This is a genomic window from Burkholderia stabilis, assembly GCF_001742165.1.
GTDB classification, from domain to species: Bacteria; Pseudomonadota; Gammaproteobacteria; order Burkholderiales; family Burkholderiaceae; genus Burkholderia; species Burkholderia stabilis.
In genome coordinates this window covers 1,403,285-1,426,741 of record NZ_CP016442.1, presented here as the reverse complement: position 1 = coordinate 1,426,741, position 23,457 = coordinate 1,403,285, and the positions used below count along the sequence as shown (strand labels likewise).

The window sequence follows — 23,457 nt, the reverse complement described above, 5'->3', positions numbered from 1 at the left end:
ATAGTGGAATTCAGATCAGGCCGTCGAGCGGCAGGATGTCGACCGGGGTGCCCGCGTCGACCGCCGCGGTATCGTGACCCAGGACGATGAAACAATTGGCGGCCGCGAGGCCGCTCAGCGATGCGGAGCTCTGCGAACCGGCCGGCGCGACGTGCCAGCGGCCGTCGGCGGCGCGCGTCGCGATGCCGCGCAGGTATTCGGTGCGGCCCGGACGCGTTTTCAGCGCATGCGTGCTGATTGCCGTGTACATCGCCGTCGGCAGCGCCTGTGCGCCGGCGAGCGTCAGCAACGCGGGACGCACGATCGCGTAGAACGTTACGGCGGACGCGACCGGATTGCCGGGCAGCCCGAAGAACAGCGCGTGACCGGCGCCGTCGGCCGCGCGTGCGAGCGTGCCGCACGCAAGCGGCCGGCCGGGCCGCAGCGCGAGGCTCGCGAACGTCACGTCGCCGAGCCGTGCCATCACGTCGCGCGTGAAGTCGGCTTCGCCGACCGATACGCCACCCGACGTGATCACCGCGTCGGCCTGCGCGGCGACGGCGTCGCGCAATGCGGCTTCGAGCGCGGCCGGGTCGTCGCGGACGATGCCAAGATCGATCGCGTCGACATGCAGCCTTTCGAGCATCGCGATCAGCATTCCGCGATTGCTGTCGTACAGTGCGCCGCGGCCGAGCGGTTCGCCGGGCTCGCACAATTCGTCGCCGGTCGAGAACACGGCGACGCGCACGCGCCGGCGCACCGTGACGTCGGTCATGCCGAACGACGCGAGCAGGCCGAGATCGGACGGCCGCAGGATGCGGCCCGCGGCGAGCGCGCAGGCGCCGCGCGCGAGATCCTCGCCGGCCTTGCGGCAGTTCGCGCCGCGCACGACGTCGTGTGCGGCGAAGCGGATCGTGTCGCCGTCCACGCGCACGTGTTCCTGCGGAATCACCGTGTCGCATCCGGCCGGCATCGGCGCGCCCGTCATGATGCGCACGCACGAACCGGCCGCTACCGTGCCGTCGAACGGATGGCCCGCGAACGCGGTGCCGATGACCGTCATCGCAACGTCACCCTGCGGCGACGCGTGAGCACCGGCGCCGCCGTCGAACGCATAACCGTCCATCGCCGAGTTGTCGTACGCGGGGATGTCGAACGGCGGGCTCACGTCGGCCGCGAGCACGCGGTCGAGCGCGTCGCGCAGCGTCACCGTGTCACATGCATCGACGGGCACCGCGAAGCGGCACGCGAGCGCCTGCGCGTCGGCGAGCGACAGCGGAGCATCGGAATCGGGTGCGGTTCGGGGAGCGGGCGAGGATTGCGTGATCATCAGTCGGACTGCGCCGCAAGGCGTATCGGGTTCGTGGCCGGTGGCGCGAGGGGGTGCCTGGGCGCGGGTTTCGCGTGCGGTGGGCGCCGGGCGGGAACGGCGCGGGCGCCGTCAGCGGCGGGCCAGCGCGGCGAGTTCCTGCCAGGAGTTGGCATTGTAAAACGCACGCTCGTCGCGAAACTCGACTTCGACCGTCTTGTGGCGTGCGTACCACGCACGGACCTTGCGGTCGCCGGCCGCGAGCCGGGCGGCGAGATCGTCGGCCAGCGCCGTGCGCAGTAACGCGAAAGTAGGCTGCGGCGAGCGTGTGCTTTCGGCGTCGATGGTCACCGCCATCGCGATGTCGGCCTGTTGCGCGTCGAGCGCCGCATGCAGCCGCGCGACGAGGTCGGCGGGCAAATAGGGTGTATCGCACGGCGAACACGCGACGAGCGGCGCGCGTGCCGCCCGCATGCCGGCGAGCAGGCCCGCGAGCGGGCCGGGGAAATCGGGCGTTTCGTCGGCCACGATACGCGCGTCGAACGGCGCGCCGAGTTCGGCATAGCGGTCGGCGTGGCGATTCGCGCTGATCAGCGTCTCGTCGACCTGTGGCGAGAGCCGGTGCAGCACATGCAGCGCGAGCGGCGTGCCGTCGAGCAGTTGCAGGCCCTTGTCGACGCCGTCCATGCGCGTGGCGCGCCCGCCTGCGAGCAGCAGGCCGGCGATCGAGGGGGAGGCGGAAGCGGGCATCGTGCGAGGGTGAACGGGGCGGCGCGCGTCAGCCGCCGATATACGACATTTCGACGCGCTTGCCCGTGCCGTCGGGCGCGGATTCGGCCGGTGCGTTGCCGCGCAGTTGCGAATAGCGGTCGGTGCGGGCCTGCCAGATGCGGGCGATAGCGGTCGCGATCTCGGCGTCGCTCGCGCCGCCGCGCACGAGTGCGCGCAGGTCGTGGCCCGTCGACGCGAACAGGCACAGGTACAGCTTGCCTTCGGTCGACAGCCGCGCGCGCGTGCAGTCGCCACAGAAGGCCTGCGTGACGCTCGAGATCACGCCGATTTCGCCGCTGCCGTCCGCATAGCCCCAGCGCTGCGCGGTCTCGGCCGCCGTGTGCGGCTCGAGCGGCACGAGCGGGAAATGCTCGGCGATTCGCGCGACGACGTCCGCCGACGGCAGCACCTCGGTCATGTTCCAGCCGTTCGACGTGCCGACGTCCATGTATTCGATGAAGCGCAGGATCACGCCGGTGCCGCGGAAGCGCTCGGCCATCGGCAGGATCTCGCTGTCGTTGGTGCCGCGCTTCACGACCATGTTGACCTTGACGGGCGCGAGGCCCGCGGCCTGCGCGGCGAAGATGCCGTCGAGCACGTCGGCGCTCGCGAACTCGGCATCGTTCATGCGCTTGAACAGCGCATCGTCGAGCGCGTCGAGGCTGACCGTCACGCGCGTGAGTCCGGCGTCCTTCAGTGCGCGCGCCTTGCGCGCGAGCAGCGAGCCGTTGGTCGTCAGCGTCAGGTCGAGCGGGCGGCCGTTGTGTGTCGTCAGGCGCGCGAGGCGCTCGATCAGGAATTCGAGATTCTTGCGCAGCAGCGGTTCGCCGCCCGTGATGCGGATCTTCTCGACGCCGTGTGCGACAAAGAGCCGCGCCACGCGTTCGATTTCCTCGTGCGTGAGCAGCGCGCTGTGTGGCAGGAACGGATAGTCCTTGTCGAAGACCGCGCGCGGCATGCAGTACACGCAGCGGAAGTTGCAGCGATCCGTCACCGAAATGCGCAGGTCGCGCAGCGGCCTGGCGAACGTGTCGGCCAGTGTGCCGTCAGGGGCATGCGCGACGCCGGAGACGTCCGGCATCCCGCTGACGTCGGCGAGAGGAATGATGCGTCGGGACATGTTGAAAGAAGTGCGAGCCAGACCTGTATTTTAGCCGCAAGCGGCCGGTAGGGCCGGTGGGCGGAAACCCGCAGCGCGGACATGAAAAAGCCCGCCGGAGGCGGGCTTTTCCTGGTCGGGCGACGCGCCGGTTAGTGGTGCGTCGTTTCGACCTGCTGCATCGGGGCCGTATCGGCCGGCGGCAGCACCTTGCGTTCGCGCGGCACGCGAGCCGGACGCGGGAGTTGCGACGCGGCTTCCTGCGCAGCGGCGAACTTGCCGGCGTCCGTGTTCACCCAGACGAGACCAGCCTGCTCCAGCACGACATCCAGGCTCGCCGAAGCGGGCGCGGCTGCCGGTTGCGCGGGAGCGGGAGCCGGCGCGGCGACGGCCGCGACCGGTGCCGGTTCGATGTGCGCCGGTTCGACGTGCACGGGTTCGACAGCCACCGGAGCGGCTTCGGTCACCACCGCCGGTGCGGCTTGCTCGACGGGCGCGGACTGCGGCGCCTCGACAGCGGCCGGCACTTGCGGCACTTCGAACGCGTCGGTCGGCGAAACGGCGACCGGAGCCGGGCCGGCTTCCGTGTCGACGGCCGGTGCGACCGGTGCCGGTTCCGCTGCCTGGACGGCAACGGCCGGTTCGACCGGAGCAGCCGGAGCCGCTTCGACGTGTACCGGTGCCGGTTGCGGCTCGACCGCGGCCGGTGCAACCGGTTCGGCATGCTGCTCGACCGCAGCTTCGACGACGACGGCGCTCACCGTGGCCACGGCCGCGACGACTGCCGATGCGGCCGTGTGGGCCGGTTCGACAGCGGCCGGTGCTTCCGGCGCCGCGGTTTGTGCTGCGCTCACGTCATCCGTGCCTTGCTCGGCCTGGTCGACGACTGCGCCGTCTTCCTCGCGTTCGCGACGACCGCCGCGGCGGCCGCGACGGCGGCGGCGGCGTTCCTCGCCGTCACGCGCGACAGCTTCCGCATCGGCTGCCAGGTCGGCGCCGGGCAGCGCTTCCGCGACAACCTTGTCGGCTTCCGATTCCGGATGGTTTTCGCCACGGGTGACGGTCTCGAGCGTGGCCGCATGCTGGGTCGGCTTGCGGCGTTCGCGACGCTCGCCGCGTTCCTGGCGCTCGCCACGGCCGGCCGCGTCAACGGCTTCCGGCTGCTCGGCACGTTCGCGCGGTTCGCGGTTCTCGCGCGGTTCGCGCGGCTCACGGCTTTCACGCGGCTCACGCGGTTCGCGACCTTCGCGCTGGCCACGGCCCTCGCGACCTTCGCGATTTTCACGGCCTTCACGGGTCTCGCGACCTTCACGCGGTTCACGACCCTCGCGCGGCTCGCGGCCTTCACGCGGTTCGCGCGCTTCCTTGCCTTCGCGTTCCAGGCGTTGCGGCTGGCCACGGCCTGCCGCGGCCTGGTCGCGGCCGCCTTGCGCCTGCTGGGCGCCGCCGCGACGGTTGCGGTTGCGATCGCCGCCGCGCTGCTCGGTCTTCTCGGTACGTTCACGAGCCGGGCGGGCTGCCTGTTCCTTCGCCGGTGCCGGAGCAACCGGTGCGGGCGCCGGAGCCGACGACACGCCGAACAGGCCCTTCAGCCAGCCGATGAAACCGCCGCTTGCCGCGGCGACAGGTGCCGGGGCCGGAACGGGTTCGACCGGGCGCTGCGGGGCCGCGCTCGGAGCCGGACGCTCGGGCGTGATGCCCTTGACCGCGGCTTCCTGCTTCGGCTTCACGTCGGCGGTGCGCTTGCTGTAGCCGGTTTCCGACTCGAGTTCGCGTGCGGCTTCCTCGGCCATCTTCCAGGAGGCGCGCGGATCGTCGAGGCGTGCGTCGTCGTGGCGCAGTCGCTCGAGCTTGTAGTGCGGCGTATCGAGGTGCTTGTTTGGGATCAGCACGATGCCGACCTTGAAGCGCGACTCGATCTTGTTGATTTCCTGACGCTTTTCGTTAAGCAGGAAGGCGGTCACCTCGACCGGCACCTGGCAGTGGATCGCCGCGGTGTTTTCCTTCATCGCTTCTTCCTGAATGATCCGCAGGACCTGCAGCGCGGACGATTCGGTATCGCGGATGTGGCCGGTGCCGTTACAGCGCGGGCAGGTCACGTGGCTGCCTTCCGACAGCGCCGGACGCAGGCGCTGGCGCGACAGCTCCATCAGGCCGAAGCGGGAGATCTTGCCCATCTGCACGCGTGCGCGGTCATGCTTGAGCGCGTCTTTCAGGCGCTGCTCGACTTCGCGCTGGCTCTTTGCCGATTCCATGTCGATGAAATCGATCACGATCAGGCCGCCGAGGTCGCGCAGGCGCAGCTGGCGGGCGACTTCGTCGGCCGCTTCGAGGTTCGTGCGGGTTGCCGTTTCCTCGATGTCCGCGCCCTTGGTCGCGCGCGCCGAGTTCACGTCGATCGCGACGAGCGCTTCGGTGTGGTCGATCACGATCGCGCCGCCGGACGGCAGCGGCACCGTGCGCGAGTACGCCGTTTCGATCTGATGTTCGATCTGGAAGCGGGAGAAGAGCGGCACGTCGTCGTGGTAGCGCTTCACCTTCGACACGTTGTCCGGCATCACGATGTCCATGAACGCACGGGCCTGATCGTGGATCTCGGTCGTGTCGATCAGGATTTCGCCGATATCGGGCTGGAAATAGTCCCGGATCGCGCGGATCACGAGGCTCGATTCCAGATAGATCAGCATCGGCTGGCCGGCGTTGCCGCTTTGCGAAGCCGCTTCGATCGCGCGCCACAGTTGCAGCAGATAGTTCAGGTCCCACTGCAGTTCCTCGGCGCTGCGGCCGATGCCCGCGGTACGGGCGATCATGCTCATGCCGTCGGGAATCTGCAGTTGCGCCATCGTCTCGCGCAGTTCCTGGCGCTCGTCGCCTTCGATCCGGCGCGACACACCGCCGCCGCGCGGATTGTTCGGCATCAGCACCAGGTAGCGGCCGGCGAGCGAGATGAAGGTGGTGAGGGCGGCGCCCTTGTTGCCACGTTCTTCCTTCTCGACCTGGACGATCAGTTCCTGGCCTTCGCGCAGCGCATCCTGGATGCGCGCGGAGCGCATGTCGATGCCTTCCTTGAAGTACTGGCGGGCAACTTCCTTGAACGGCAGGAAACCGTGGCGATCTTCGCCGTAGTTGACGAAACACGCTTCGAGCGACGGCTCGATGCGGGTGATGACACCTTTGTAGATATTGCCTTTGCGCTGTTCGCGCCCGGCTGTCTCGATGTCGATGTCGATGAGCTTTTGCCCATCGACGATGGCGACGCGCAGCTCCTCCTGCTGCGTCGCATTGAACAGCATGCGTTTCATGAACGACTCCAGGCGACTCCGCAGCCGGCGCCTCGCGGTTGTCAGTCGCGAGAGCGGGAACGACGGCAGGCCGCACCTTGTTGTGTTGTCACGAGCACGCTGGAGCGGGAACGATGGCGGGGAGAATTGCCTGAAGAGGCGCTTGGGCCCGATAGACGGGGCCGGCGGCCATAGGGCACCTGCGAATACGGCTTCAAAGCACGGCGTTCACACACCGCACGCTGCAAAAAAGCGCGCTAAGCCTGAGTCCGGGCATTGCCACGGGCGCGCGCAATGCGTCGCGCGCGCCGACGGGCGGCAGATGCTGCGGCTTGGGCCGCAGCGGGGAGTATCGAATCCAGCCCGACTTTCCCGCTTGGGGTGTACTTCCCTGGTTTGACGTCGCCAAGCCCCGCACGCTTCGCGGGGCCAAATCGGGCGCAACGCCGTAATTTTCGCAACCGGCAGCCTGCGGACGCACTTCGCGCCGTCGGGCTGCCGATCAAATTCTTTTCAACCAACTTTCCGTTACCGCGGCGCCTTGCCGACCGAATCCGCCTGTGGGCGCGATCCTTGCCGACGGGCGGCGCCGTGCGTGCAACTTGCTGCATCTCTTTGATTAGGGGCGAGCAGCGGACCCCCGGCGCAAGTAAAATAACGGTTTCCGCTTGCGCCTTGCCCGACTCGGTCGGGGCCGGCCGGTCAGGCCACCCTCAACGTCAGGCTGGGCAAAATTATATTCAGTATGAATGAGTTAGGCAAAATATCCCAGAATTCAGTCGCAAGCGGCCAGGTATCGATGATCGAGATCGACGAAAACTCGGCCGGTCAGCGGATCGATAACTTCCTGTTGCGCGTCTGTAAAGGCGTGCCGAAAAGCCATATTTACCGGATCCTCCGCAGCGGCGAAGTGCGCGTGAACAAGGGCCGGATCGACGCGCAGTACCGCCTCGCCCTGGGCGACATCGTCCGCGTGCCGCCCGTGCGCGTGGCGGCGGCGGACCTCGCGCGTGCCGACACGCCCGTCGTGCCGCCCGCGAATTTCGACGTGCTGTACGAGGACGATGCGATGCTCGTCATCGACAAGCCGGCGGGAGTCGCCGTGCATGGCGGCAGCGGCGTCGCGTTCGGCGTGATCGAGCAGATGCGCCAGGCGCGCCCGCGCGCCAAATTCCTCGAGCTCGTGCACCGGCTCGACCGCGAGACGTCCGGGGTGCTGATGCTCGCGAAGAAGCGTACGGCGCTCGTGGGCCTGCACGAGCAGATCCGCGAGAACCGGATGGACAAGCGCTATTTCGCGTGCGTCCACGGCGAATGGCAGCCCGACTGGGGCCGCCGCCGCGCGGTGAAGGCGCCGTTGTTCAAGTATTCGACCCCGGAAGGGGAGCGCCGCGTGCGGGTGCAGGACGACGGGCTGCCGTCGCATACGGTGTTCAATCTCGTCGACCGCTGGCCCGATTACGCACTCGTCGAAGCGGAACTCAAAACGGGTCGGACCCATCAGATCCGCGTGCACCTCGCGCATCTTGGCCTGCCGATCGCCGGCGACGCCAAATATGGCGATTTCGCACTGAACAAGGCGCTGGCGCGCGCAAATGCGCAGCCGTCGCTGAAACGGATGTTCCTGCATGCGTATCGGCTGCGGCTTGCCCATCCGTTGACCGGCGAGGCGCTGCAGTTCGATGCGCCGCTGCCGGACGAATGCCGGCGCTTTCTCGACCAACTCAGCGCACTGCGCGATACCGCCTGAACCGCATGGCTCGACAGCAATTTGACCTGATCGTCTTCGACTGGGACGGCACGCTGATGGATTCGACTGCGCACATCGCGCACAGCATCCAGGCAGCATGCCGCGATCTCGGCCTGCCCACGCCGTCCGACGAGGCGTCGCGTTACGTGATCGGCCTCGGCCTGCGTGATGCGCTGCAGATTACGGCGCCGACCCTCGATCCGTCCGATTATCCGCGGCTGGCCGAACGCTACCGCTATCACTATCTGCTCGACGACCAGCGCATCGAGCTGTTCGCCGGCGTGCGCGAACTGCTCGCCGAGTTGCGCGACACGGGCTACCTGCTCGCCGTTGCGACCGGCAAGGGGCGGGTCGGGCTGAACCGCGTGCTTGACCAGTCGAAGCTCACGAGCCTGTTCGATGCGACGCGCTGCGCGGACGAGACGTTCTCGAAACCGCATCCGGCGATGCTGCACGAGTTGTCCCGGGAATTGGGGCAGGATCTGGCGCGCACCGTGATGATCGGCGACACGACGCACGACTTGCAGATGGCAGCGAGCGCTGGCGCGGCCGGCGTCGGTGTCGCGTACGGCGCGCATACGGCCGATGCGCTGGCCGCACTGACGCCGCGCTTCGTCGCGCCGGACGTCGACGCGCTGGCCGCATGGCTGCGGGAGTACGCATGAGTGCGGCGTCGGACGCCGTGCGCGTGTGCGCATCGGACGCGCTGGCCGACGGCGGCGTGGGCGTGCGCGTCGAAGCGACGCTGCGCGGCGAGCAGGCCGTCGTGTTCTTCGTGCGCTACGACGGGCACGCATACGGCTACCTGAACCGCTGCGCGCACGTGCCGATGGAGCTCGACTGGGCGGAAGGGCAGTTCTTCGAATCGTCGGGCCTCTACCTGATGTGCGCGACGCACGGCGCGATCTACGCACCGGATACCGGCAAGTGCGTTGGCGGCCCGTGCCGCGGCGGCCGCCTGCGGCCGGTCGAGGTCGACGAGCGCGACACGCCCGACGGGCGTGCGGTATTCTGGGTGCCCGACGCCGACCTGCGTCCCGCCGTTTCTGCCACGACCGACTGACGACAACACTGCATGGCCGACCAACCGAATTCTCCTGATTCCTCCCCCCGTCCCGACAGCCGTGAACCGAACTGGGAGCGCGCGGCGCTCGAGCGGATCGCGCTCGCGGCCGTGAAGGAACAGCGCGCGGCGCGGCGCTGGAAGATCTTCTTCCGCTTTGCGTTTCTCGGCGTGTTCGTCCTGTTCGCGTTCGCGCTGATCGATTTTTCGAGCGATTCGAAGTTCTCGTCGAGCGGGCGGCATACGGCGCTCGTGACGATCGACGGCGAGATCGCGGCCGGCGTCAATGCGAACGCCGACGACATCAACACGGCGCTCGACGCCGCGTTCGACGACGACGGCACGGTCGGCGTCGTGCTGCGGATCAACAGCCCGGGCGGCAGCCCCGTCCAGGCCGGCATGGTCTACGACGAGATCCGGCGGTTGCGCGCGAAGCACCCGGACAAGCCGCTGTACGTCGTCGTGACCGACATGTGCGCATCGGGCGGTTATTACATCGCGGCGGCGGCCGACAAGATTTTCGTCGACAAGGCGAGCATCGTCGGGTCGATCGGCGTGCTGATGGACGGTTTCGGCTTCACCGGCCTGATGGGCAAGCTCGGTGTCGAGCGCCGCCTGCATACGTCGGGCGAAAACAAGGGCTTCTACGACCCGTTCTCGCCGGAGACGCCGAAGATGGACGAACACGCTCAGGCATTGCTCGACCAGGTGCACGCGCAATTCATCAAGGCCGTGAAGGATGGCCGCGGCAAGCGGCTGCACGAGACGCCCGACATGTTCTCGGGCCTGTTCTGGACCGGCGAGAAGAGCGTCGAGCTTGGTCTTGCCGACGGCTTCGGTACGACCGACACGGTTGCGCGCGACGTGCTGAAGGCCCCCGATCTCGTCGACTATACGGTGAAGGAAAGCCTGACGAATCGTGTCGCGCGCAAGTTCGGCGCGGCCGTCGGCGGTGCTGCGATGAAGGCGTTGACGGCAGGCGGCGCGTCGGTCAGCCTGCGCTGACCGGCGCCAGGCGACCTGCAAGCCGCGACGGCTTGCAAGCAGCCGGCCGCAGCTTCAGTTCGCGAGCAGCAGGAAGATCGCAGGGCGCTTTTGCAGATTGGGCGCAGGCGCCTTTTTCCAGTCTGCGGCCGTGCGGCTGGCGATCGTCTCGGTTGTGAGGGTCAGGTCGGCCGCGACGCAGATCTGCGTCGACGGCGCGCAGGTTGCGACGAGCGTGTCGAGCATCGCTTGATTCCGGTACGGCGTTTCGATGAAGATCTGTGTCTGGCGTGCTTTGCGCGAGAGTTGCTCGAGTTCGCGCAGGCGTTTTGCGCGCGCGGCCGCATCGACCGGCAGGTAACCGTTGAACGCGAAGCTCTGGCCGTTCAGGCCCGACGCCATCAGCGCGAGCAGGATCGAGCTCGGCCCGACGAGCGGCACGACCTTCACGCCGCGCTCGTGCGCGCGGTGTACCAGCAACGCGCCGGGATCGGCAACGGCCGGGCAGCCGGCCTCCGACACGAGGCCGGCGTCCGCGCCGGCCAGCACGGGCGCGAGCAGCCGGTTGATTTCACCGGCCGGCGTATTGACGTTCAACTCGCGGATCTCGATTTCCTGGATCGGGCGCGTCGTGCCGATCTTCTTCAGAAAGGCGCGCGTCGTTTTCGCGTTCTCGCCGATGTAATAGCCGAGCGTGCCGGCGCGTGCCTGCACGGCGGCGGGCAGCACGGCGGCGAGCATCGATTCGTCGCCTTCGCCGAGCGTGTTCGGGACGAGATAAAGCGTGCCGGCGGTCATGCGCGGTCTCCACGGGTGGTTGCAAACAGGGGGTATTCCGCGGCGCGCAGCATCCGCGTGAGTGCGATCAGCGGCAGGCCGACGAGCGCGGTCGGGTCGTCCGAGTCGATCGCATCGAGCAGCGCGATGCCGAGCCCTTCGGACTTTGCACTGCCGGCGACGTCGTACGGCGTTTCCGCGCGCAGGTATGCATCGAGTTCGGTTTCGGGCAGCGAGCGGAAGCGCACGTGCGTGACGACGTCCTCGATCTGCGCTTCGCCCGTGCGGCTGTCGTACAGGCACAGCGCGCTGTGGAATTCGACTTCGCGGCCCTGCATCGACACGAGTTGCGCGAGCGCACGCTCATGCGTGCCGGGCTTGCCGATCTGAAGCCCGTCGAAGGTCGCGACCTGGTCCGACCCGATCACGAGCACGCCGTCCGGCGCGTCGATCGATGCCGCGACGGCGCGCGCTTTCGCGCCGGCGAGACGCAGTGCGGTCGCAGCCGGCGTTTCGCCGTCGAGCGGTGTTTCGTCGAGGTCCGGAGACACGACGTCGAAGGGGATGCCGAGGCGCTCGAGGAGCGCACGGCGGTAGCGGGAACTGGAGGCAAGAATCAGCCGCGGCGGGCGGCAAACGGTATCCGGCATGGTCGGTTGGGGCGGTGAGTCGTCGAGTGTTGTGCGGACGCAAGCTTAAGTGATTGACCGTAAAAGGTAAAACAGGTATGCTTTCCCGCTTTTCGTCGACAGGCTTCTGTTGTAGTGGCGCCTGTCGGGTCTTCGGAATAAAGTACCTGAACGTACGTGAGCGCGTACGTTGGCGGCACCAAGCCGGATCCGCAAGTCAGCCTGTAGGCAGGAGCGCACATGAACACTTCTTCTGGCAAACCGGCGGCGTCGTTTGATCCGCACGCAGTCGACCTGTTCGAATTCGCCCGCAGCGGGCGGCAGGCAGCGGGTGCGGTGCGCCTCTCGCAGCTGCCGCGGATGTTGAACGAAGTGCCGGCGGATGCGCCGGATCGCGACACCGTCTTCACGTGGCAGGCAGAAGGGTTCACCCAGAAGGAGTTGCAGGACGACGGCGCCGATGGGCAGCAGCCGTACCTGCGTCTCGCGGTGCATGGCCAGGCGTGGCTCACGTGTCAGCGCTGCATGACCCCGTATGATCAGTCGTTTGACGTCGACATGGTTTACCGGGTCGTCGCGACCGAAGAAGAAGCTGAAGAATTTCCGCTCGACGACGATGAAGCCGATGTGATCGTGGGCTCACGCCAGTTCGATCTCGTCGACTTGATCGAAGAGGAATTGCTGCTTTCGTTGCCGCTCGTGCCCAAGCACGAGGTTTGCCCGGCAGTTCACGAAAGCCTCGTGTCGGGTGCGAGCGGTCCCGAGGAAGAGACGGACGAAGCGTCCGACGAAGCCGGGGACGAAGGCAAACGGCCGAATCCGTTCGCAGCGCTGGAAGCGCTGAAGAAGGACGGGGACGGCACCAAGAAACACTAAGCAGTTGTGGCGCGGGAAGGCGTAGGGCTTTGGGCCAGGGTAGTTAAGCGCCGGATCGGGCTGTGTTAGAATCCGGAAAATTATTTAGGAGTTAGTCATGGCAGTCCAGCAAAACAAGAAGTCGCCGTCGAAGCGCGGCATGCATCGTTCGCACGATTTCCTGACGGCATCGCCGCTGGCAGTCGAGCCGAGCACGGGTGAAGTGCATCTGCGTCACCACGTCAGCCCGAACGGCTACTATCGCGGCAAGAAAGTCGTCAAGACGAAGAACGACTAAGCGTCAAGTCACGCGTTGCGCGCTACGTTCGCCGTTCGCGTGACAACTGGTTCGCTTGACACTTTCCTGGCGCAACAAAAAGGCGGCATTCTACTGCCGCTTTTTTGTGCCTGAAATTCGTCGCATTCCATGACCGTAAAGCTCACTATCGATTGCATGGGAGGCGACCACGGCCCGTCCGTGACCGTTCCCGCGGCAGTCAAGTTCGTCCGCGCGCATCCTGATGCGCACCTGATGCTCGTCGGCATCGAAAGCGCGATCCGCGCTCAGCTGAAGAAGCTGAAAGCCCTCGACGATCCCGCGCTGACCATCGTGCCCGCCACCGAAGTCGTGGCGATGGACGACCCTGTCGAAGTGGCGCTGCGCAAGAAGAAGGATTCTTCGATGCGCGTCGCGCTCAACCACGTCAAGGAAGGCGCGGCGCAGGCCTGCATCTCCGCCGGCAATACCGGCGCGCTGATGGCCGTTTCCCGTTACGTACTCAAGACGCTGCCCGGCATCGAGCGGCCCGCGATCGCGTTCGCGCTGCCGAACCCGACCGGCTACACGATGATGCTGGACCTCGGCGCGAACGTCGACTGCGAGCCGCAGCACCTGCTGCAGTTCGCGGAGATGGGGCATGCGCTCGTGGCCGCGCTCGAGGGCAAGGAGCGACCGACCATCGGCCTGCTGAACATCGGCGAAGAGGTCATCAAGGGCAACGAGACGATCAAGCGCGCAGGCGAGTTGCTGCGCGCCAGCACGCTGAATTTCCGCGGCAACGTGGAAGGCAACGACATCTATAAGGGCACCGTCGACGTGATCGTGTGCGACGGCTTCGTCGGCAATGTCGCGCTGAAGACGTCCGAGGGGCTTGCACAGATGCTGTCCGACATCATCCGCGAGGAGTTCGGCCGTTCGCTGATGTCCAAGCTGATGGCGCTGCTCGCGCTGCCTGTCCTGATGCGTTTCAAGAAGCGCGTCGACCACCGCCAGTACAACGGCGCGGCGCTGCTGGGGCTGAAGAGCCTCGTGATCAAGAGCCACGGTTCGGCCGACGCCTACGCGTTTGATTGGGCGATCAAACGCGGGTATGATGCCGTCAAAAACGGCGTGCTTGAGCGCCTCTCGCGCGCGATGGCGGATAACTCGGTGTCGCTCGGCGACGGCGAACACGACGCGGGTGGCGCGGGCCATGCAAGCCCGGTCGCAGGCCATCACGCCGAACCTTCCGCTGCGCAATCCTCTAAAGCATAAATGGCCCAATCGACTCTCTATTCCCGCGTGCTCGGCACGGGCAGCTACCTGCCGCCCGACCGCGTCACGAACCAGCAGCTGACCGATCGTCTCGCGAAGGAAGGCATCGAGACGAGCGATGAATGGATCGTGGCGCGTACGGGTATCCATGCGCGCCATTTCGCCGCACCCGACGTCACGACGAGCGACCTCGCGCTCGAGGCGTCGCGTCGAGCGATCGAAGCAGCCGGCATCGATCCGCAGTCGATCGACCTGATCATCGTTGCGACTTCGACCCCCGATTTCGTGTTCCCGAGCACCGCGTGCCTGTTGCAGAACAAGCTCGGCATCAAGAACGGCGGCGCGGCATTCGACGTGCAGGCTGTGTGTTCGGGTTTCGCATACGCGATGGCGACGGCCGACAGCTTCATCCGCAGCGGTCAGCACCGCACGGCGCTCGTGGTCGGCGCAGAGACGTTCTCGCGCATTCTCGACTTCAAGGACCGCACGACCTGCGTGCTGTTCGGCGACGGCGCGGGCGCGGTGATCTTGTCCGCATCGGAAGAGCCGGGCGTGCTCGGCAGCGCGCTGCATGCCGACGGCAGCTACTCGCATATCCTCTGCACGCCGGGTAACGTCAATCGCGGCGTGATCGAAGGCAGCGCCTTCCTCTACATGGACGGGCAGGCCGTGTTCAAGCTCGCGGTCAACGTGCTCGAGAAGGTGGCGATCGAGGCGCTCGCGAAGGCGAATCTCGCGCCCGAACAGATCGACTGGCTGATTCCGCACCAGGCCAACATCCGCATCATGACCAGCACCTGCCGCAAGCTCGGCCTGCCGCAAGAGCGCATGGTCGTGACGGTCGACCAGCACGGCAACACGTCGGCCGCGTCGATCCCGCTGGCGTTCGACACCGCCGTGCGCGACGGTCGCATCAAGCGCGGCCAGCACGTGCTGATCGAAGGCGTCGGCGGCGGCTTCACCTGGGGCGCGTCGGTCTTCCGCTTCTGATCCGCGGCGCGCGACTGCTGCGCGCGGATCCCATCCGGCGCGCCGTTCGTGCGCGCCGTCCGAATCGATTCAATTGGGGACGATATGAAATTTGCATTCGTATTTCCAGGGCAGGGCTCGCAGGCGGTCGGCATGCTCAACGCATTCGCCGATCTCGCCGTCGTGCGCGAGACGCTCCAGGAAGCATCCGATGCACTCAATCAGGACCTCGGCAAGCTGATCGCCGAAGGCCCGGCCGAAGAGCTGAATCTCACCACCAACACGCAGCCCGTGATGCTGACTGCCGCGTACGCGTGCTACCGCGCGTGGCAGCAGGCAGGCGGCCCGGCGCCGTCGATCGTTGCCGGCCACAGCCTCGGTGAATACACGGCGCTCGTCGCGGCGGGCGCGCTCGCGTTCAAGGACGCGGTGCCGCTCGTGCGCTTCCGCGCGCAGGCAATGCAAACGGCCGTGCCGGTCGGCCAGGGCGGCATGGCCGCGATCCTGGGCCTCGACGACGACACGGTGCGCGCGGTGTGCGCCGAAGCCGCGGAAGCGGGTGTCGTCGAGGCCGTGAACTTCAATGCGCCTGCGCAGGTCGTGATCGCAGGCAACAAGGCCGCGGTCGAAAAGGCATGCGAGATCGCGAAGGCGAAGGGCGCGAAGCGCGCGCTGCCGCTGCCCGTATCGGCGCCGTTCCATTCGTCGCTGCTCAAGCCGGCGTCGGACCAGTTGCGCGACTATCTCGCGAACGTCGACGTGAAGGCGCCGCAGATTCCGGTCGTCAACAACATCGACGTCGCCGTGGTCAGCGATCCGGCCGCGATCAAGGACGCGCTGGTGCGCCAGGCCGCAGGCCCGGTGCGCTGGGTCGAATGCGTGCAGCACATTGCCGACACGGGCGTCACGCACGTGATCGAATGTGGTCCGGGCAAGGTGCTCGCGGGCCTGACGAAGCGCATCGACGGCAACCTGACGGGTGCGTCGGTGTTCGACCCGGCTTCGCTCGACGAAGCGCTCAAGCTGGTGACCGCCTGACGCGGCGCCTTTTCTCAAGAAACGGATATTCGATTCATGGAAAAGACTCTCGATAAACAGGTTGCGATCGTGACCGGCGCGTCGCGCGGCATCGGCCGTTCGATCGCGCTCGAACTCGCGCGCCTGGGCGCGACGGTGATCGGCACGGCGACGAGCGAATCCGGCGCCGCCGCGATCACCGCGGCGTTCGCTGAAGCGGGCGTCACGGGCCGCGGCGCGGTGCTGAACGTCAACGACGCGGCGGCTGCCGAGGCGCTGATCGATGCGACCGTGAAGGAATTCGGCGCGCTGAACGTGCTCGTCAACAACGCGGGCATCACGCAGGACCAGCTCGCGATGCGGATGAAGGACGAGGACTGGGACGCGGTGATCGACACCAACCTGAAGTCGGTATTCCGCCTGTCGCGCGCGGTGCTGCGCCCGATGATGAAGGCGCGCGGCGGCCGCATCATCAACATCACGTCGGTGGTCGGCTCGGCCGGCAATCCGGGCCAGGTCAACTACGCGGCCGCGAAGGCCGGCGTGGCGGGCATGACCCGTGCGCTCGCGCGCGAGATCGGCAGCCGCGGCATCACCGTGAACTGCGTCGCGCCGGGCTTCATCGACACCGACATGACGAAGACGCTGCCGGAAGAACAGCAGGCCGCGCTCAAGACCCAGATTCCGCTCGGCCGCCTCGGCAGCCCGGAAGACATCGCTCATGCCGTCGCGTTCCTCGCATCGCCGCAAGCCGGTTACATCACCGGCACGACGCTGCACGTGAACGGCGGCATGTACATGTCGTAACGATTTTCGTTTACCATCCGCGCCGTATCCCGATTTTCAGGCGGATCGGCGCTTGATCGACCATCAAGCCAACGCGCGTTTTGGCGTCAGCAAACCTGATAAAATGCGCGCACTTGTAAATCTGAACTTTCCCTCGGAGGGGTAATGGACAACATCGAACAACGTGTCAAGAAGATCGTCGCTGAACAACTGGGCGTTGCAGAAGCCGAGATCAAGAACGAAGCTTCGTTCGTGAACGACCTGGGCGCCGACTCGCTCGACACCGTCGAACTGGTGATGGCTCTGGAAGACGAGTTCGGCATGGAAATCCCGGACGAAGAAGCAGAGAAGATCACGACCGTTCAGCAAGCGATCGACTACGCTCGCGCAAACGTCAAGGCGTAAGCGCCTTTCGCGCTTGTTCGCCACGTCGCCGCGATCTTCGCGATTGACGCGTCATCCTGCCGGCCTCGCGCCGGACGGACTAACAGCCACAGGGCTTGCAGGGCTGGTTCCTGTGGCCACTGTGGCTTTTGTTTTTGTCATCCAATAATGGAAAAGAGGTTACCGTGAGCCGCCGTCGTGTTGTCGTTACAGGCCTGGGGCTGATTTCGCCTGTTGGCAATAGTGTTGCCGACGGCTGGGCCAATCTCGTCGCCGGCAAGTCCGGCATCGCCACCGTCACGAAGTTCGATCCGTCGAACCTCGCCGTGCATTTCGCGGGCGAGGTGAAGGGGTTCGTCGCCGAGGAGTACATCCCGGCGAAGGAAGCCCGGAACATGGATACGTTCATCCATTACGGCATCGCCGCCGGCGTCCAGGCCATCAAGGACAGCGGGCTGGAAGTGAACGAAGCCAACGCGGAACGCATCGGCGTGCTGGTCGGTTCCGGCATCGGCGGCCTGCCGATGATCGAAGATACGCACCAGACCTACGTCGATCGCGGCGCACGCCGGATTTCGCCGTTCTTCGTGCCGGGTTCGATCATCAACATGATCTCGGGGCACCTGAGCATCATGTTCGGCCTGAAGGGCCCGAACCTCGCGGCTGTGACGGCCTGCACGACCGGCCTGCACAGCATCGGCCTCGCCGCGCGCCTGATTCAGGCCGGCGACGCCGACGTGATGGTCGCGGGCGGTGCCGAATCGACGGTGTCGCCGCTCGGTATCGGCGGTTTCGCGGCAGCGCGCGCGCTGTCGACCCGCAACGACGATCCGGCTGCTGCGTCCCGTCCGTGGGACAAGGACCGCGACGGCTTCGTGCTGGGCGAGGGCGCAGGCGTGATGGTGCTCGAAGAGTACGAGGCGGCCAAGGCGCGTGGGGCGAAGATCTACGCGGAAGTCTCGGGCTTCGGCATGACGGGTGACGCGTACCACATGACCGCGCCGAACATGGACGGCCCGCGCCGCTGCATGGTCGCGGCGCTGCGCGACGCCGGCGTGAACGCGGACGAGGTCCAGTACCTGAACGCGCACGGCACATCGACGCCGCTGGGCGACAAGAACGAGTCCGACGCGGTGAAGGCGGCCTTCGGCGAGCACGCGTACAAGCTCGTCGTGAACTCGACGAAGTCGATGACGGGCCACCTGCTGGGTGGCGCGGGCGGCCTCGAGTCGGTGTTCACGGTGCTGGCGCTGCACAACAACGTGTCGCCGCCGACCATCAACATCTTCAACCAGGACCCCGAGTGCGATCTCGACTACTGCGCGAACACCGCGCGTGACATGAAGATCGACGTTGCCGTGAAGAACAACTTCGGCTTCGGCGGTACCAACGGCACGCTGGTGTTCAAGCGCGTCTGACGCCGATATCGCTTGACGAGTCCATTCGATGTTCCGGCCGGGCGTCCGCAGCGCTTTGCGTTGCGGGCCTCGGCCGTGTCGTATCTCGTGCTGGCCGCGTTCGTCGCGGCGGCTGCCGCGTCGGTCTACCTGTTCTGGGCGCCGCGCGCGGGCGCTGCCACCGGCGCATGCGTGTCGGCCGCGACCGCCGCGCTGCTTGCCGTGTACGCGGCGCGGGCGTGCGCCCGGCGGCTGCCGGCCGAGCTGCAGATCGACGCATTCGGGGAAATTGCGGCGTTTGGCCGCACCGGGCGGTTGCTGGCCCGGGGCCGCGTGACGGGCCATGCGCACTGGAGCAGCCTGCTGCTGGTGTTGTCGGTCGGGCAGGGCGCCCGGCGGGCCCGGCCGCTGCTGATTCCGGCCGATGCGCTCGACGCCGCGTCGTTCAGCGCGCTTTCCGTGCTGGCGAAGACGGCGGGCGCGGCAGGGCGGGCATGACGGCGGCGCGGTTACGTACCGTAACCAGCGTCCGGCGCGGGAACGTTACAATGACGCTCCGCGTTGCATCCCTAGTTAATGGATTTGTCAGGTGAGTGAAAAAGAAATCGATCAGGCTCTGGTCGAACGCGTACAGAAGGGCGACAAGGCAGCGTTCGAACTCCTGGTCTCCAAATACCACCGCAAGATCATTCGGCTGATCTCGCGCCTCGTGCGGGATCCCGCCGAGGTCGAGGATGTGGCCCAGGACGCGTTCATCAAGGCGTATCGTGCGCTGCCGCAATTCCGCGGCGAATCGGCGTTCTATACGTGGTTGTACCGTATTGCCGTCAACACGGCCAAGAACTACCTTGCGACGCAAGGCCGCCGGGCGCCGACCTCGACCGAGGCCGATGCGGAGGAAGCGGAAACTTTCTCCGACGCAGACCAACTAAGGGATATCAACACGCCTGAGTCGATGTTGATGAGCAAGCAGATTGCCGAGACGGTCAACGCTGCAATGGCTCTTCTGCCCGAAGAACTGCGCCAGGCAATTACGCTGCGCGAGATCGAGGGCTTGAGCTACGAAGAGATCGCGGAAATGATGGGCTGTCCGATCGGGACGGTCCGGTCGCGGATCTTCCGCGCACGTGAGGCAATCGCTGCCAAATTGCGTCCGCTGCTCGATACGCCCGAAGGCAAGCGCTGGTAAGCGCGAAGGGCGGAACGACGCGGGTCGGGGTCTAGTTACGGATAGAGTCGTGAAGTCACGACGGGGTGTGCAAGATGGGGAGCATCATGGGGTCGGTCAATACGCAGTCGCAAGCGTGCTCGCGCGGCGAGCGCCTTTCCGCGCTGGTCGACGGCGAAATGTTCGATGGCCCGGACCACGGGCAGTTTCTGGGTGAGCTCAACCGCGCGGATCGCGATGTGTGGGGCCAATACCACCTGATCGGCGATGCGCTGCGCTCGGACGAGCTCGCGTTGTCGCCCGCGTTGAGTGTCGCGTTCACCGCGCGCCTGTCGGCTGCGCTCGAAAGCGAGCCGCATCTGCTCGCGCCGGCGGCTGCGCCGGTCGCGCGCAAGCTGCTGTCGCTGCGCCGGCGCGTCGTGCCCGCGTTCGCGGTGGCCGCTGCCGCCGCGACGCTGACGTGGATCGTCGTCCCGCAACTGCAGACGGCCGGCACGCCCGGCGCCGTCCAGGTCGCGTCGGTCGGCGCGACGCAAGGCGGCAACCTGCAGCGCGTGACGGTTGCGCAGGCGTCGGCCCAGCCGGCGCTGCAGGACGTCAACATCATTCGCGACGCCAGCCTCGACCAATACCTCGAAGCGCACCAGCAATTCGCGCAGCAGCCCGTCGTCACGGGCTCGATGCCGCTGATCCGCGCTGCGGTGACCACCACGCCAGGCCAATAAACCCGATGCGGACATTGCAGTTGAATCACGCCATCTCCGGATGGAAGCGGCTGCCGGCCCTCCTGCTTTGCGCAGCCGCCCTGTTGTCCGTTCAATCCCTTTCCGCCAGCGCCCAGCAACCGGACGATCCCGTCGCCACCCGCAAGGGTGCCGCGGACTGGCTCGACCGCGTCCAGCAGGCGGCCCAGCAGCAGAGCTACGAAGGCACGTTCGTGTACCAGCGCGGCGGGTATGTCCAGTCGTCGCGCATCGCGCACGTTGCGTCCCGCGACGGCGAGTTCGAGCGGATCGAGACGCTCGACGGCAAGCCGCGCAAGCTGCTGCGGCATAACGACGAGCTGTACACGTTCGTGCCCGAGCGCAAGCTGTGCGTGGTCGAACGCCGCCAGACGCGCGACTCGTTTCCGGCGCTGCTCGGCGCGAGCGGCGATCACGTGATGTCCGTCTACGACGCGAAGTCGCTCGGCAAGGATCGCGTGGCCGGAATCGACGCGCAGGTCGTCGAACTCGTGCCGAAGGATGCGTACCGCTTTACGTACAAGCTGTGGGCCGACGCGCGCACCGGGTTGCTGCTGCGTTCGCAGACGCTCGACGCGAACGACCACGTGCTCGAGCAGATTGCGTTCTCGCAATTGCAGGCGGGCGGCGCAAGCGGTGACAAGGCCGCGATCGTGGCCGGCATGCGCAACCTGAGCGGCTGGACGGTCGTGCGTCCGCCGGTTGCGACGGTCGACATGGAGGCGCAGGGCTGGCAGCTCGCACCGAGCGTCGCCGGCTTCCAGAAGATCCGCGAAGTCCGCCGGCCGATGGCTGCACGCGATGCGGGCGATCCGCCGATCCCGGTCGACCAGGCCGTGTTCACCGACGGTCTCGCGACGATCTCCGTCTTCATCGAACCGGCCGAAAAGAATACGCGCAAGGAAGGCGCGGGCAGCACCGGTGCGACGCACGTTCTCGTGAAGCGTCGCGGCGACTACTGGATCACCGTGCTGGGCGAAGTGCCGCCGGCTACGTTGCAGCAGTTCGCGTCTGCCATAGAATACAAGGCTTCCAAGTAACGCTACGGCTTCCGACATGATGAAACTCACGCTGCGCAAATGGCTCGCGGCGGCGGCGCTGTCTGCCAGCCTGCCGCTCGTGCCGCATACCGCGGTCGCGGTTACGGCTCCTGCAGCCAGCCTGCCCGACTTCGCCGATCTGGTCGAAAAGGTCGGGCCGGCCGTCGTGAACATCCGGACTACCGCCAACGTGCCGACGGGCGGCCCGCGCGGCATGCTCCCGCCGGGCTTCGACAACGGCGACATGTCGGAATTCTTCCGCCGCTTCTTCGGCATTCCGCTGCCGCAGGCGCCTGGCAACGGTGGCGGCAATGGCGGCGGCAACCCGAAGAATGCGCAGCCGGACAGTCCGCCCGACACCGAGCAGAACCGCGGTGTGGGCTCGGGCTTCATCGTGTCGGCCGACGGTTACGTGATGACCAATGCGCACGTCGTCGACGATGCGGACACCATCTACGTGACGCTGACCGACAAGCGTGAATTCAAGGCGAAGCTGATCGGCGTCGACGATCGCACGGACGTCGCGGTCGTCAAGATCCAGGCGTCGAACCTGCCTGTCGTCGCGATCGGCGATTCCAACAAGGTGCGCGTCGGCGAGTGGGTCGTCGCGATCGGTTCACCGTTCGGTCTCGACAACACGGTGACGGCCGGCATCGTCAGCTCGAAGAGCCGCAATACGGGCGACTACCTGCCGTTCATCCAGACCGACGTCGCGGTGAACCCCGGCAACTCGGGCGGCCCGCTGATCAACATGCAGGGCGAGGTGATCGGCATCAACTCGCAGATCTACAGCCGTACCGGCGGCTTCATGGGCATCTCGTTCGCGATTCCGATCGACGAGGCGATGCGCGTGGCCGACCAGCTGAAGGCGACGGGCAAGGTCACGCGCGGCCGGATCGCGGTCGCGATCGGCGAGGTGACGAAGGACGTGGCCGACTCGATCGGGCTGCCGAAGGCCGAGGGCGCGCTCGTGAGCAGCGTCGAGCCGGGCGGCCCGGCCGACAAGGCGGGCATCCAGCCGGGCGACATCATCCTGAAGTTCAACGGCCGTTCGGTCGATACGGCGTCGGACCTGCCGCGCATGGTCGGCGACACGAAACCCGGCACGAAGGCGACCGTCAGCGTGTGGCGCAAGGGTCAGGCGCGCGATCTGCCGATCACGATCGCGGAAACGCCGGCCGAGACGACGGCGAAGACCGAACAGCGCAAGAACGCGCCGCAGAAGCCGCGCCAGGCCAATTCGCTCGGCCTGACGGTCAGCGACCTGACGGCCGATCAGATGAAGACGCTGAAGCTGAAGAACGGCGTGCAGGTCGACGGCGTCGACGGCCCGGCTTCGCGGGCGGGCCTGCAGCGAGGCGACATCGTGCTGCGCGTCGGCGACACCGACATCACTAGCGCGAAGCAGTTTGCCGAGGTGAGTGCGCAGCTCGATCCGCAGAAGGCGGTCGCGGTGCTCGTGCGCCGAGGCGACAACACGCAGTTCGTGCCCGTGCGGCCGCGCCAGAAGTAACGCACCGATGTTCACGCTCTACGGTCGCGGCTGGTGCCACCTGTGCGACGACATGCGCGACGCACTGGCGCCGGTGGCGGCCGAATTCGGCGTCGCGGTCGACTACGTCGACATCGACACCGATGCGGCACTCGTTGCTCGCTACGACGAGGACGTGCCTGTGCTGCTGCTGGACGGGGCGGAAGTATGCCGCCATCGGTTTGACGACGAGAAGATACGCAGCGCGTTAGTGGCCCGGCGCTGAGCCTGGTCTGTCACTAATCGGTGCCGTTTCGCTCGGGACTTTACCGGGCGGGCGCCCCTGGCCGGGCGCCACGCGGCCCGGCGTCCGAAATACCGCCCGGTGAAGGCCTTTTCAGCTAAAATAGGCTGTTTTTTCACCGACTTACACAAGGCGTGCTCCGCAGTC

General features: G+C 66.8%; 24 protein-coding genes. 18 read left to right on the top strand and 6 right to left on the bottom strand.

The annotated features are described in order from the left end of the window. Nucleotides 1–10: 10 nt before the first annotated feature. The 4 genes from moeA to BBJ41_RS06585 form a co-directional block, all read right to left on the bottom strand. Nucleotides 11–1,309: a molybdopterin molybdotransferase MoeA gene (moeA, locus tag BBJ41_RS06600; RefSeq protein ID WP_069745842.1), complete on the bottom strand. Its 1,299-nt coding sequence runs from the start codon at nucleotides 1,307–1,309 to the stop codon at nucleotides 11–13. Nucleotides 1,310–1,420: 111 nt separating this feature from the next. Further along, nucleotides 1,421–2,038 carry a molybdenum cofactor guanylyltransferase MobA gene (gene mobA, locus BBJ41_RS06595; RefSeq protein WP_069745841.1) on the bottom strand — a complete coding sequence of 206 codons (618 nt, stop codon included), beginning with the start codon at nucleotides 2,036–2,038 and terminating at the stop codon, nucleotides 1,421–1,423. A 28-nt stretch (nucleotides 2,039–2,066) separates the two neighbouring features. Next, nucleotides 2,067–3,179, bottom strand: a complete 1,113-nt coding sequence (gene moaA, locus BBJ41_RS06590; protein ID WP_069745840.1) for a GTP 3',8-cyclase MoaA — start codon at nucleotides 3,177–3,179, stop codon at nucleotides 2,067–2,069. Nucleotides 3,180–3,310: 131 nt separating this feature from the next. After that, nucleotides 3,311–6,460 carry an Rne/Rng family ribonuclease gene (locus tag BBJ41_RS06585; RefSeq protein WP_069745839.1) on the bottom strand — a complete coding sequence of 1,050 codons (3,150 nt, stop codon included), beginning with the start codon at nucleotides 6,458–6,460 and terminating at the stop codon, nucleotides 3,311–3,313. 724 nt (nucleotides 6,461–7,184) lie between these two features. Between BBJ41_RS06585 and BBJ41_RS06580 the strand changes: the two genes are divergently transcribed. The 4 genes from BBJ41_RS06580 to BBJ41_RS06565 are packed head-to-tail and all read left to right on the top strand — an operon-like array spanning nucleotide 7,185 to nucleotide 10,257. Then, a complete protein-coding gene (locus BBJ41_RS06580) occupies nucleotides 7,185–8,189 on the top strand; it encodes an RluA family pseudouridine synthase (protein ID WP_069745838.1) in 1,005 nt (334 codons plus the stop codon). Between the two features lie 5 nt (nucleotides 8,190–8,194). Further along, entirely contained in the window at nucleotides 8,195–8,854 is a 660-nt protein-coding gene (locus tag BBJ41_RS06575; protein WP_069745837.1) for an HAD-IA family hydrolase, read from the top strand. Next, complete coding sequence (locus BBJ41_RS06570) at nucleotides 8,851–9,252, top strand: Rieske (2Fe-2S) protein (RefSeq protein ID WP_069745836.1); 402 nt, start codon at nucleotides 8,851–8,853, stop codon at nucleotides 9,250–9,252. Before BBJ41_RS06575 ends, BBJ41_RS06570 begins: the two co-directional genes overlap by 4 nt. 12 nt (nucleotides 9,253–9,264) lie before the next feature. Further along, nucleotides 9,265–10,257: a S49 family peptidase gene (locus BBJ41_RS06565; RefSeq protein ID WP_069745835.1), complete on the top strand. Its 993-nt coding sequence runs from the start codon at nucleotides 9,265–9,267 to the stop codon at nucleotides 10,255–10,257. A 54-nt stretch (nucleotides 10,258–10,311) separates the two neighbouring features. Here BBJ41_RS06565 and BBJ41_RS06560 read toward each other — a convergent pair whose 3' ends face one another. Together BBJ41_RS06560 and BBJ41_RS06555 are read right to left on the bottom strand one after the other, a co-directional pair. Further along, complete coding sequence (locus BBJ41_RS06560) at nucleotides 10,312–11,034, bottom strand: SAM-dependent methyltransferase (RefSeq protein WP_069745834.1); 723 nt, start codon at nucleotides 11,032–11,034, stop codon at nucleotides 10,312–10,314. Next, entirely contained in the window at nucleotides 11,031–11,663 is a 633-nt protein-coding gene (locus BBJ41_RS06555; RefSeq protein ID WP_069745833.1) for a Maf-like protein, read from the bottom strand. The genes BBJ41_RS06560 and BBJ41_RS06555 overlap by 4 nt, the downstream gene beginning before the upstream one ends. A 219-nt stretch (nucleotides 11,664–11,882) precedes the next feature. Here BBJ41_RS06555 and BBJ41_RS06550 point away from each other — a divergent pair, with 219 nt between their 5' ends. From BBJ41_RS06550 to BBJ41_RS06485, 14 genes are all read left to right on the top strand, one after another. Further along, nucleotides 11,883–12,518: a DUF177 domain-containing protein gene (locus tag BBJ41_RS06550; RefSeq protein ID WP_069745832.1), complete on the top strand. Its 636-nt coding sequence runs from the start codon at nucleotides 11,883–11,885 to the stop codon at nucleotides 12,516–12,518. 97 nt (nucleotides 12,519–12,615) lie between these two features. Beyond that, a complete protein-coding gene (gene rpmF / locus BBJ41_RS06545; RefSeq protein WP_047900174.1) occupies nucleotides 12,616–12,795 on the top strand; it encodes a 50S ribosomal protein L32 in 180 nt (59 codons plus the stop codon). A gap of 129 nt (nucleotides 12,796–12,924) precedes the next feature. Continuing rightward, nucleotides 12,925–14,031, top strand: a complete 1,107-nt coding sequence (gene plsX / locus BBJ41_RS06540) for a phosphate acyltransferase PlsX (protein ID WP_069745831.1) — start codon at nucleotides 12,925–12,927, stop codon at nucleotides 14,029–14,031. Further along, on the top strand, nucleotides 14,032–15,021 hold the full coding sequence (locus BBJ41_RS06535) for a beta-ketoacyl-ACP synthase III (RefSeq protein ID WP_069745830.1): 990 nt from the start codon (nucleotides 14,032–14,034) through the stop codon (nucleotides 15,019–15,021). Nucleotides 15,022–15,105: 84 nt separating this feature from the next. Beyond that, nucleotides 15,106–16,038 (top strand): ACP S-malonyltransferase, encoded by a 933-nt coding sequence (fabD, locus tag BBJ41_RS06530; protein ID WP_069745829.1) that lies wholly within the window; start codon nucleotides 15,106–15,108, stop codon nucleotides 16,036–16,038. Nucleotides 16,039–16,074: 36 nt separating this feature from the next. Further along, entirely contained in the window at nucleotides 16,075–16,824 is a 750-nt protein-coding gene (gene fabG / locus BBJ41_RS06525; protein WP_034183095.1) for a 3-oxoacyl-ACP reductase FabG, read from the top strand. Between the two features lie 144 nt (nucleotides 16,825–16,968). Continuing rightward, complete coding sequence (gene acpP / locus BBJ41_RS06520; RefSeq protein WP_004197638.1) at nucleotides 16,969–17,208, top strand: acyl carrier protein; 240 nt, start codon at nucleotides 16,969–16,971, stop codon at nucleotides 17,206–17,208. A 164-nt stretch (nucleotides 17,209–17,372) separates the two neighbouring features. Then, the gene (fabF, locus tag BBJ41_RS06515; RefSeq protein ID WP_069745828.1) at nucleotides 17,373–18,605 is read left to right on the top strand and encodes a beta-ketoacyl-ACP synthase II; all 1,233 of its coding nucleotides are present in this window, start codon (nucleotides 17,373–17,375) and stop codon (nucleotides 18,603–18,605) included. A 12-nt stretch (nucleotides 18,606–18,617) separates the two neighbouring features. Next, nucleotides 18,618–19,082, top strand: a complete 465-nt coding sequence (locus BBJ41_RS06510; protein ID WP_069745827.1) for a protein YgfX — start codon at nucleotides 18,618–18,620, stop codon at nucleotides 19,080–19,082. A gap of 91 nt (nucleotides 19,083–19,173) precedes the next feature. Next, nucleotides 19,174–19,773, top strand: a complete 600-nt coding sequence (gene rpoE / locus BBJ41_RS06505) for an RNA polymerase sigma factor RpoE (RefSeq protein ID WP_006490873.1) — start codon at nucleotides 19,174–19,176, stop codon at nucleotides 19,771–19,773. Nucleotides 19,774–19,859: 86 nt separating this feature from the next. Beyond that, entirely contained in the window at nucleotides 19,860–20,477 is a 618-nt protein-coding gene (locus BBJ41_RS06500; RefSeq protein WP_069745826.1) for a sigma-E factor negative regulatory protein, read from the top strand. Between the two features lie 5 nt (nucleotides 20,478–20,482). After that, nucleotides 20,483–21,535: a MucB/RseB C-terminal domain-containing protein gene (locus tag BBJ41_RS06495; RefSeq protein ID WP_069745825.1), complete on the top strand. Its 1,053-nt coding sequence runs from the start codon at nucleotides 20,483–20,485 to the stop codon at nucleotides 21,533–21,535. A gap of 16 nt (nucleotides 21,536–21,551) precedes the next feature. Continuing rightward, entirely contained in the window at nucleotides 21,552–23,048 is a 1,497-nt protein-coding gene (locus tag BBJ41_RS06490; protein ID WP_069745824.1) for a DegQ family serine endoprotease, read from the top strand. A gap of 7 nt (nucleotides 23,049–23,055) precedes the next feature. Further along, nucleotides 23,056–23,292 carry a glutaredoxin family protein gene (locus tag BBJ41_RS06485; protein ID WP_069745823.1) on the top strand — a complete coding sequence of 79 codons (237 nt, stop codon included), beginning with the start codon at nucleotides 23,056–23,058 and terminating at the stop codon, nucleotides 23,290–23,292. Nucleotides 23,293–23,457 lie beyond the last annotated feature (165 nt).

Excerpts from the sequence above, each read along its gene's own strand:
- rpmF (WP_047900174.1), top strand. The coding sequence starts at position 12,616 with ATGGCAGTCCAGCAAAACAAGAAGTCGCCGTCGAAGCGCGGCATGCAT.
- mobA (WP_069745841.1), bottom strand. The coding sequence starts at position 2,038 with ATGCCCGCTTCCGCCTCCCCCTCGATCGCCGGCCTGCTGCTCGCAGGC.
- fabG (WP_034183095.1), top strand. The coding sequence starts at position 16,075 with ATGGAAAAGACTCTCGATAAACAGGTTGCGATCGTGACCGGCGCGTCG.
- BBJ41_RS06560 (WP_069745834.1), bottom strand. The coding sequence starts at position 11,034 with ATGACCGCCGGCACGCTTTATCTCGTCCCGAACACGCTCGGCGAAGGC.
- BBJ41_RS06565 (WP_069745835.1), top strand. The coding sequence starts at position 9,265 with ATGGCCGACCAACCGAATTCTCCTGATTCCTCCCCCCGTCCCGACAGC.
- moeA (WP_069745842.1), bottom strand. The coding sequence starts at position 1,309 with ATGATCACGCAATCCTCGCCCGCTCCCCGAACCGCACCCGATTCCGAT.
- BBJ41_RS06500 (WP_069745826.1), top strand. The coding sequence starts at position 19,860 with ATGGGGTCGGTCAATACGCAGTCGCAAGCGTGCTCGCGCGGCGAGCGC.
- BBJ41_RS06575 (WP_069745837.1), top strand. The coding sequence starts at position 8,195 with ATGGCTCGACAGCAATTTGACCTGATCGTCTTCGACTGGGACGGCACG.
- BBJ41_RS06485 (WP_069745823.1), top strand. The coding sequence starts at position 23,056 with ATGTTCACGCTCTACGGTCGCGGCTGGTGCCACCTGTGCGACGACATG.
- moaA (WP_069745840.1), bottom strand. The coding sequence starts at position 3,179 with ATGTCCCGACGCATCATTCCTCTCGCCGACGTCAGCGGGATGCCGGAC.
- BBJ41_RS06550 (WP_069745832.1), top strand. The coding sequence starts at position 11,883 with ATGAACACTTCTTCTGGCAAACCGGCGGCGTCGTTTGATCCGCACGCA.
- BBJ41_RS06570 (WP_069745836.1), top strand. The coding sequence starts at position 8,851 with ATGAGTGCGGCGTCGGACGCCGTGCGCGTGTGCGCATCGGACGCGCTG.
- fabD (WP_069745829.1), top strand. The coding sequence starts at position 15,106 with ATGAAATTTGCATTCGTATTTCCAGGGCAGGGCTCGCAGGCGGTCGGC.
- BBJ41_RS06490 (WP_069745824.1), top strand. The coding sequence starts at position 21,552 with ATGATGAAACTCACGCTGCGCAAATGGCTCGCGGCGGCGGCGCTGTCT.
- BBJ41_RS06535 (WP_069745830.1), top strand. The coding sequence starts at position 14,032 with ATGGCCCAATCGACTCTCTATTCCCGCGTGCTCGGCACGGGCAGCTAC.
- BBJ41_RS06555 (WP_069745833.1), bottom strand. The coding sequence starts at position 11,663 with ATGCCGGATACCGTTTGCCGCCCGCCGCGGCTGATTCTTGCCTCCAGT.
- BBJ41_RS06495 (WP_069745825.1), top strand. The coding sequence starts at position 20,483 with ATGCGGACATTGCAGTTGAATCACGCCATCTCCGGATGGAAGCGGCTG.
- BBJ41_RS06585 (WP_069745839.1), bottom strand. The coding sequence starts at position 6,460 with ATGAAACGCATGCTGTTCAATGCGACGCAGCAGGAGGAGCTGCGCGTC.
- BBJ41_RS06580 (WP_069745838.1), top strand. The coding sequence starts at position 7,185 with ATGAATGAGTTAGGCAAAATATCCCAGAATTCAGTCGCAAGCGGCCAG.
- plsX (WP_069745831.1), top strand. The coding sequence starts at position 12,925 with ATGACCGTAAAGCTCACTATCGATTGCATGGGAGGCGACCACGGCCCG.
- acpP (WP_004197638.1), top strand. The coding sequence starts at position 16,969 with ATGGACAACATCGAACAACGTGTCAAGAAGATCGTCGCTGAACAACTG.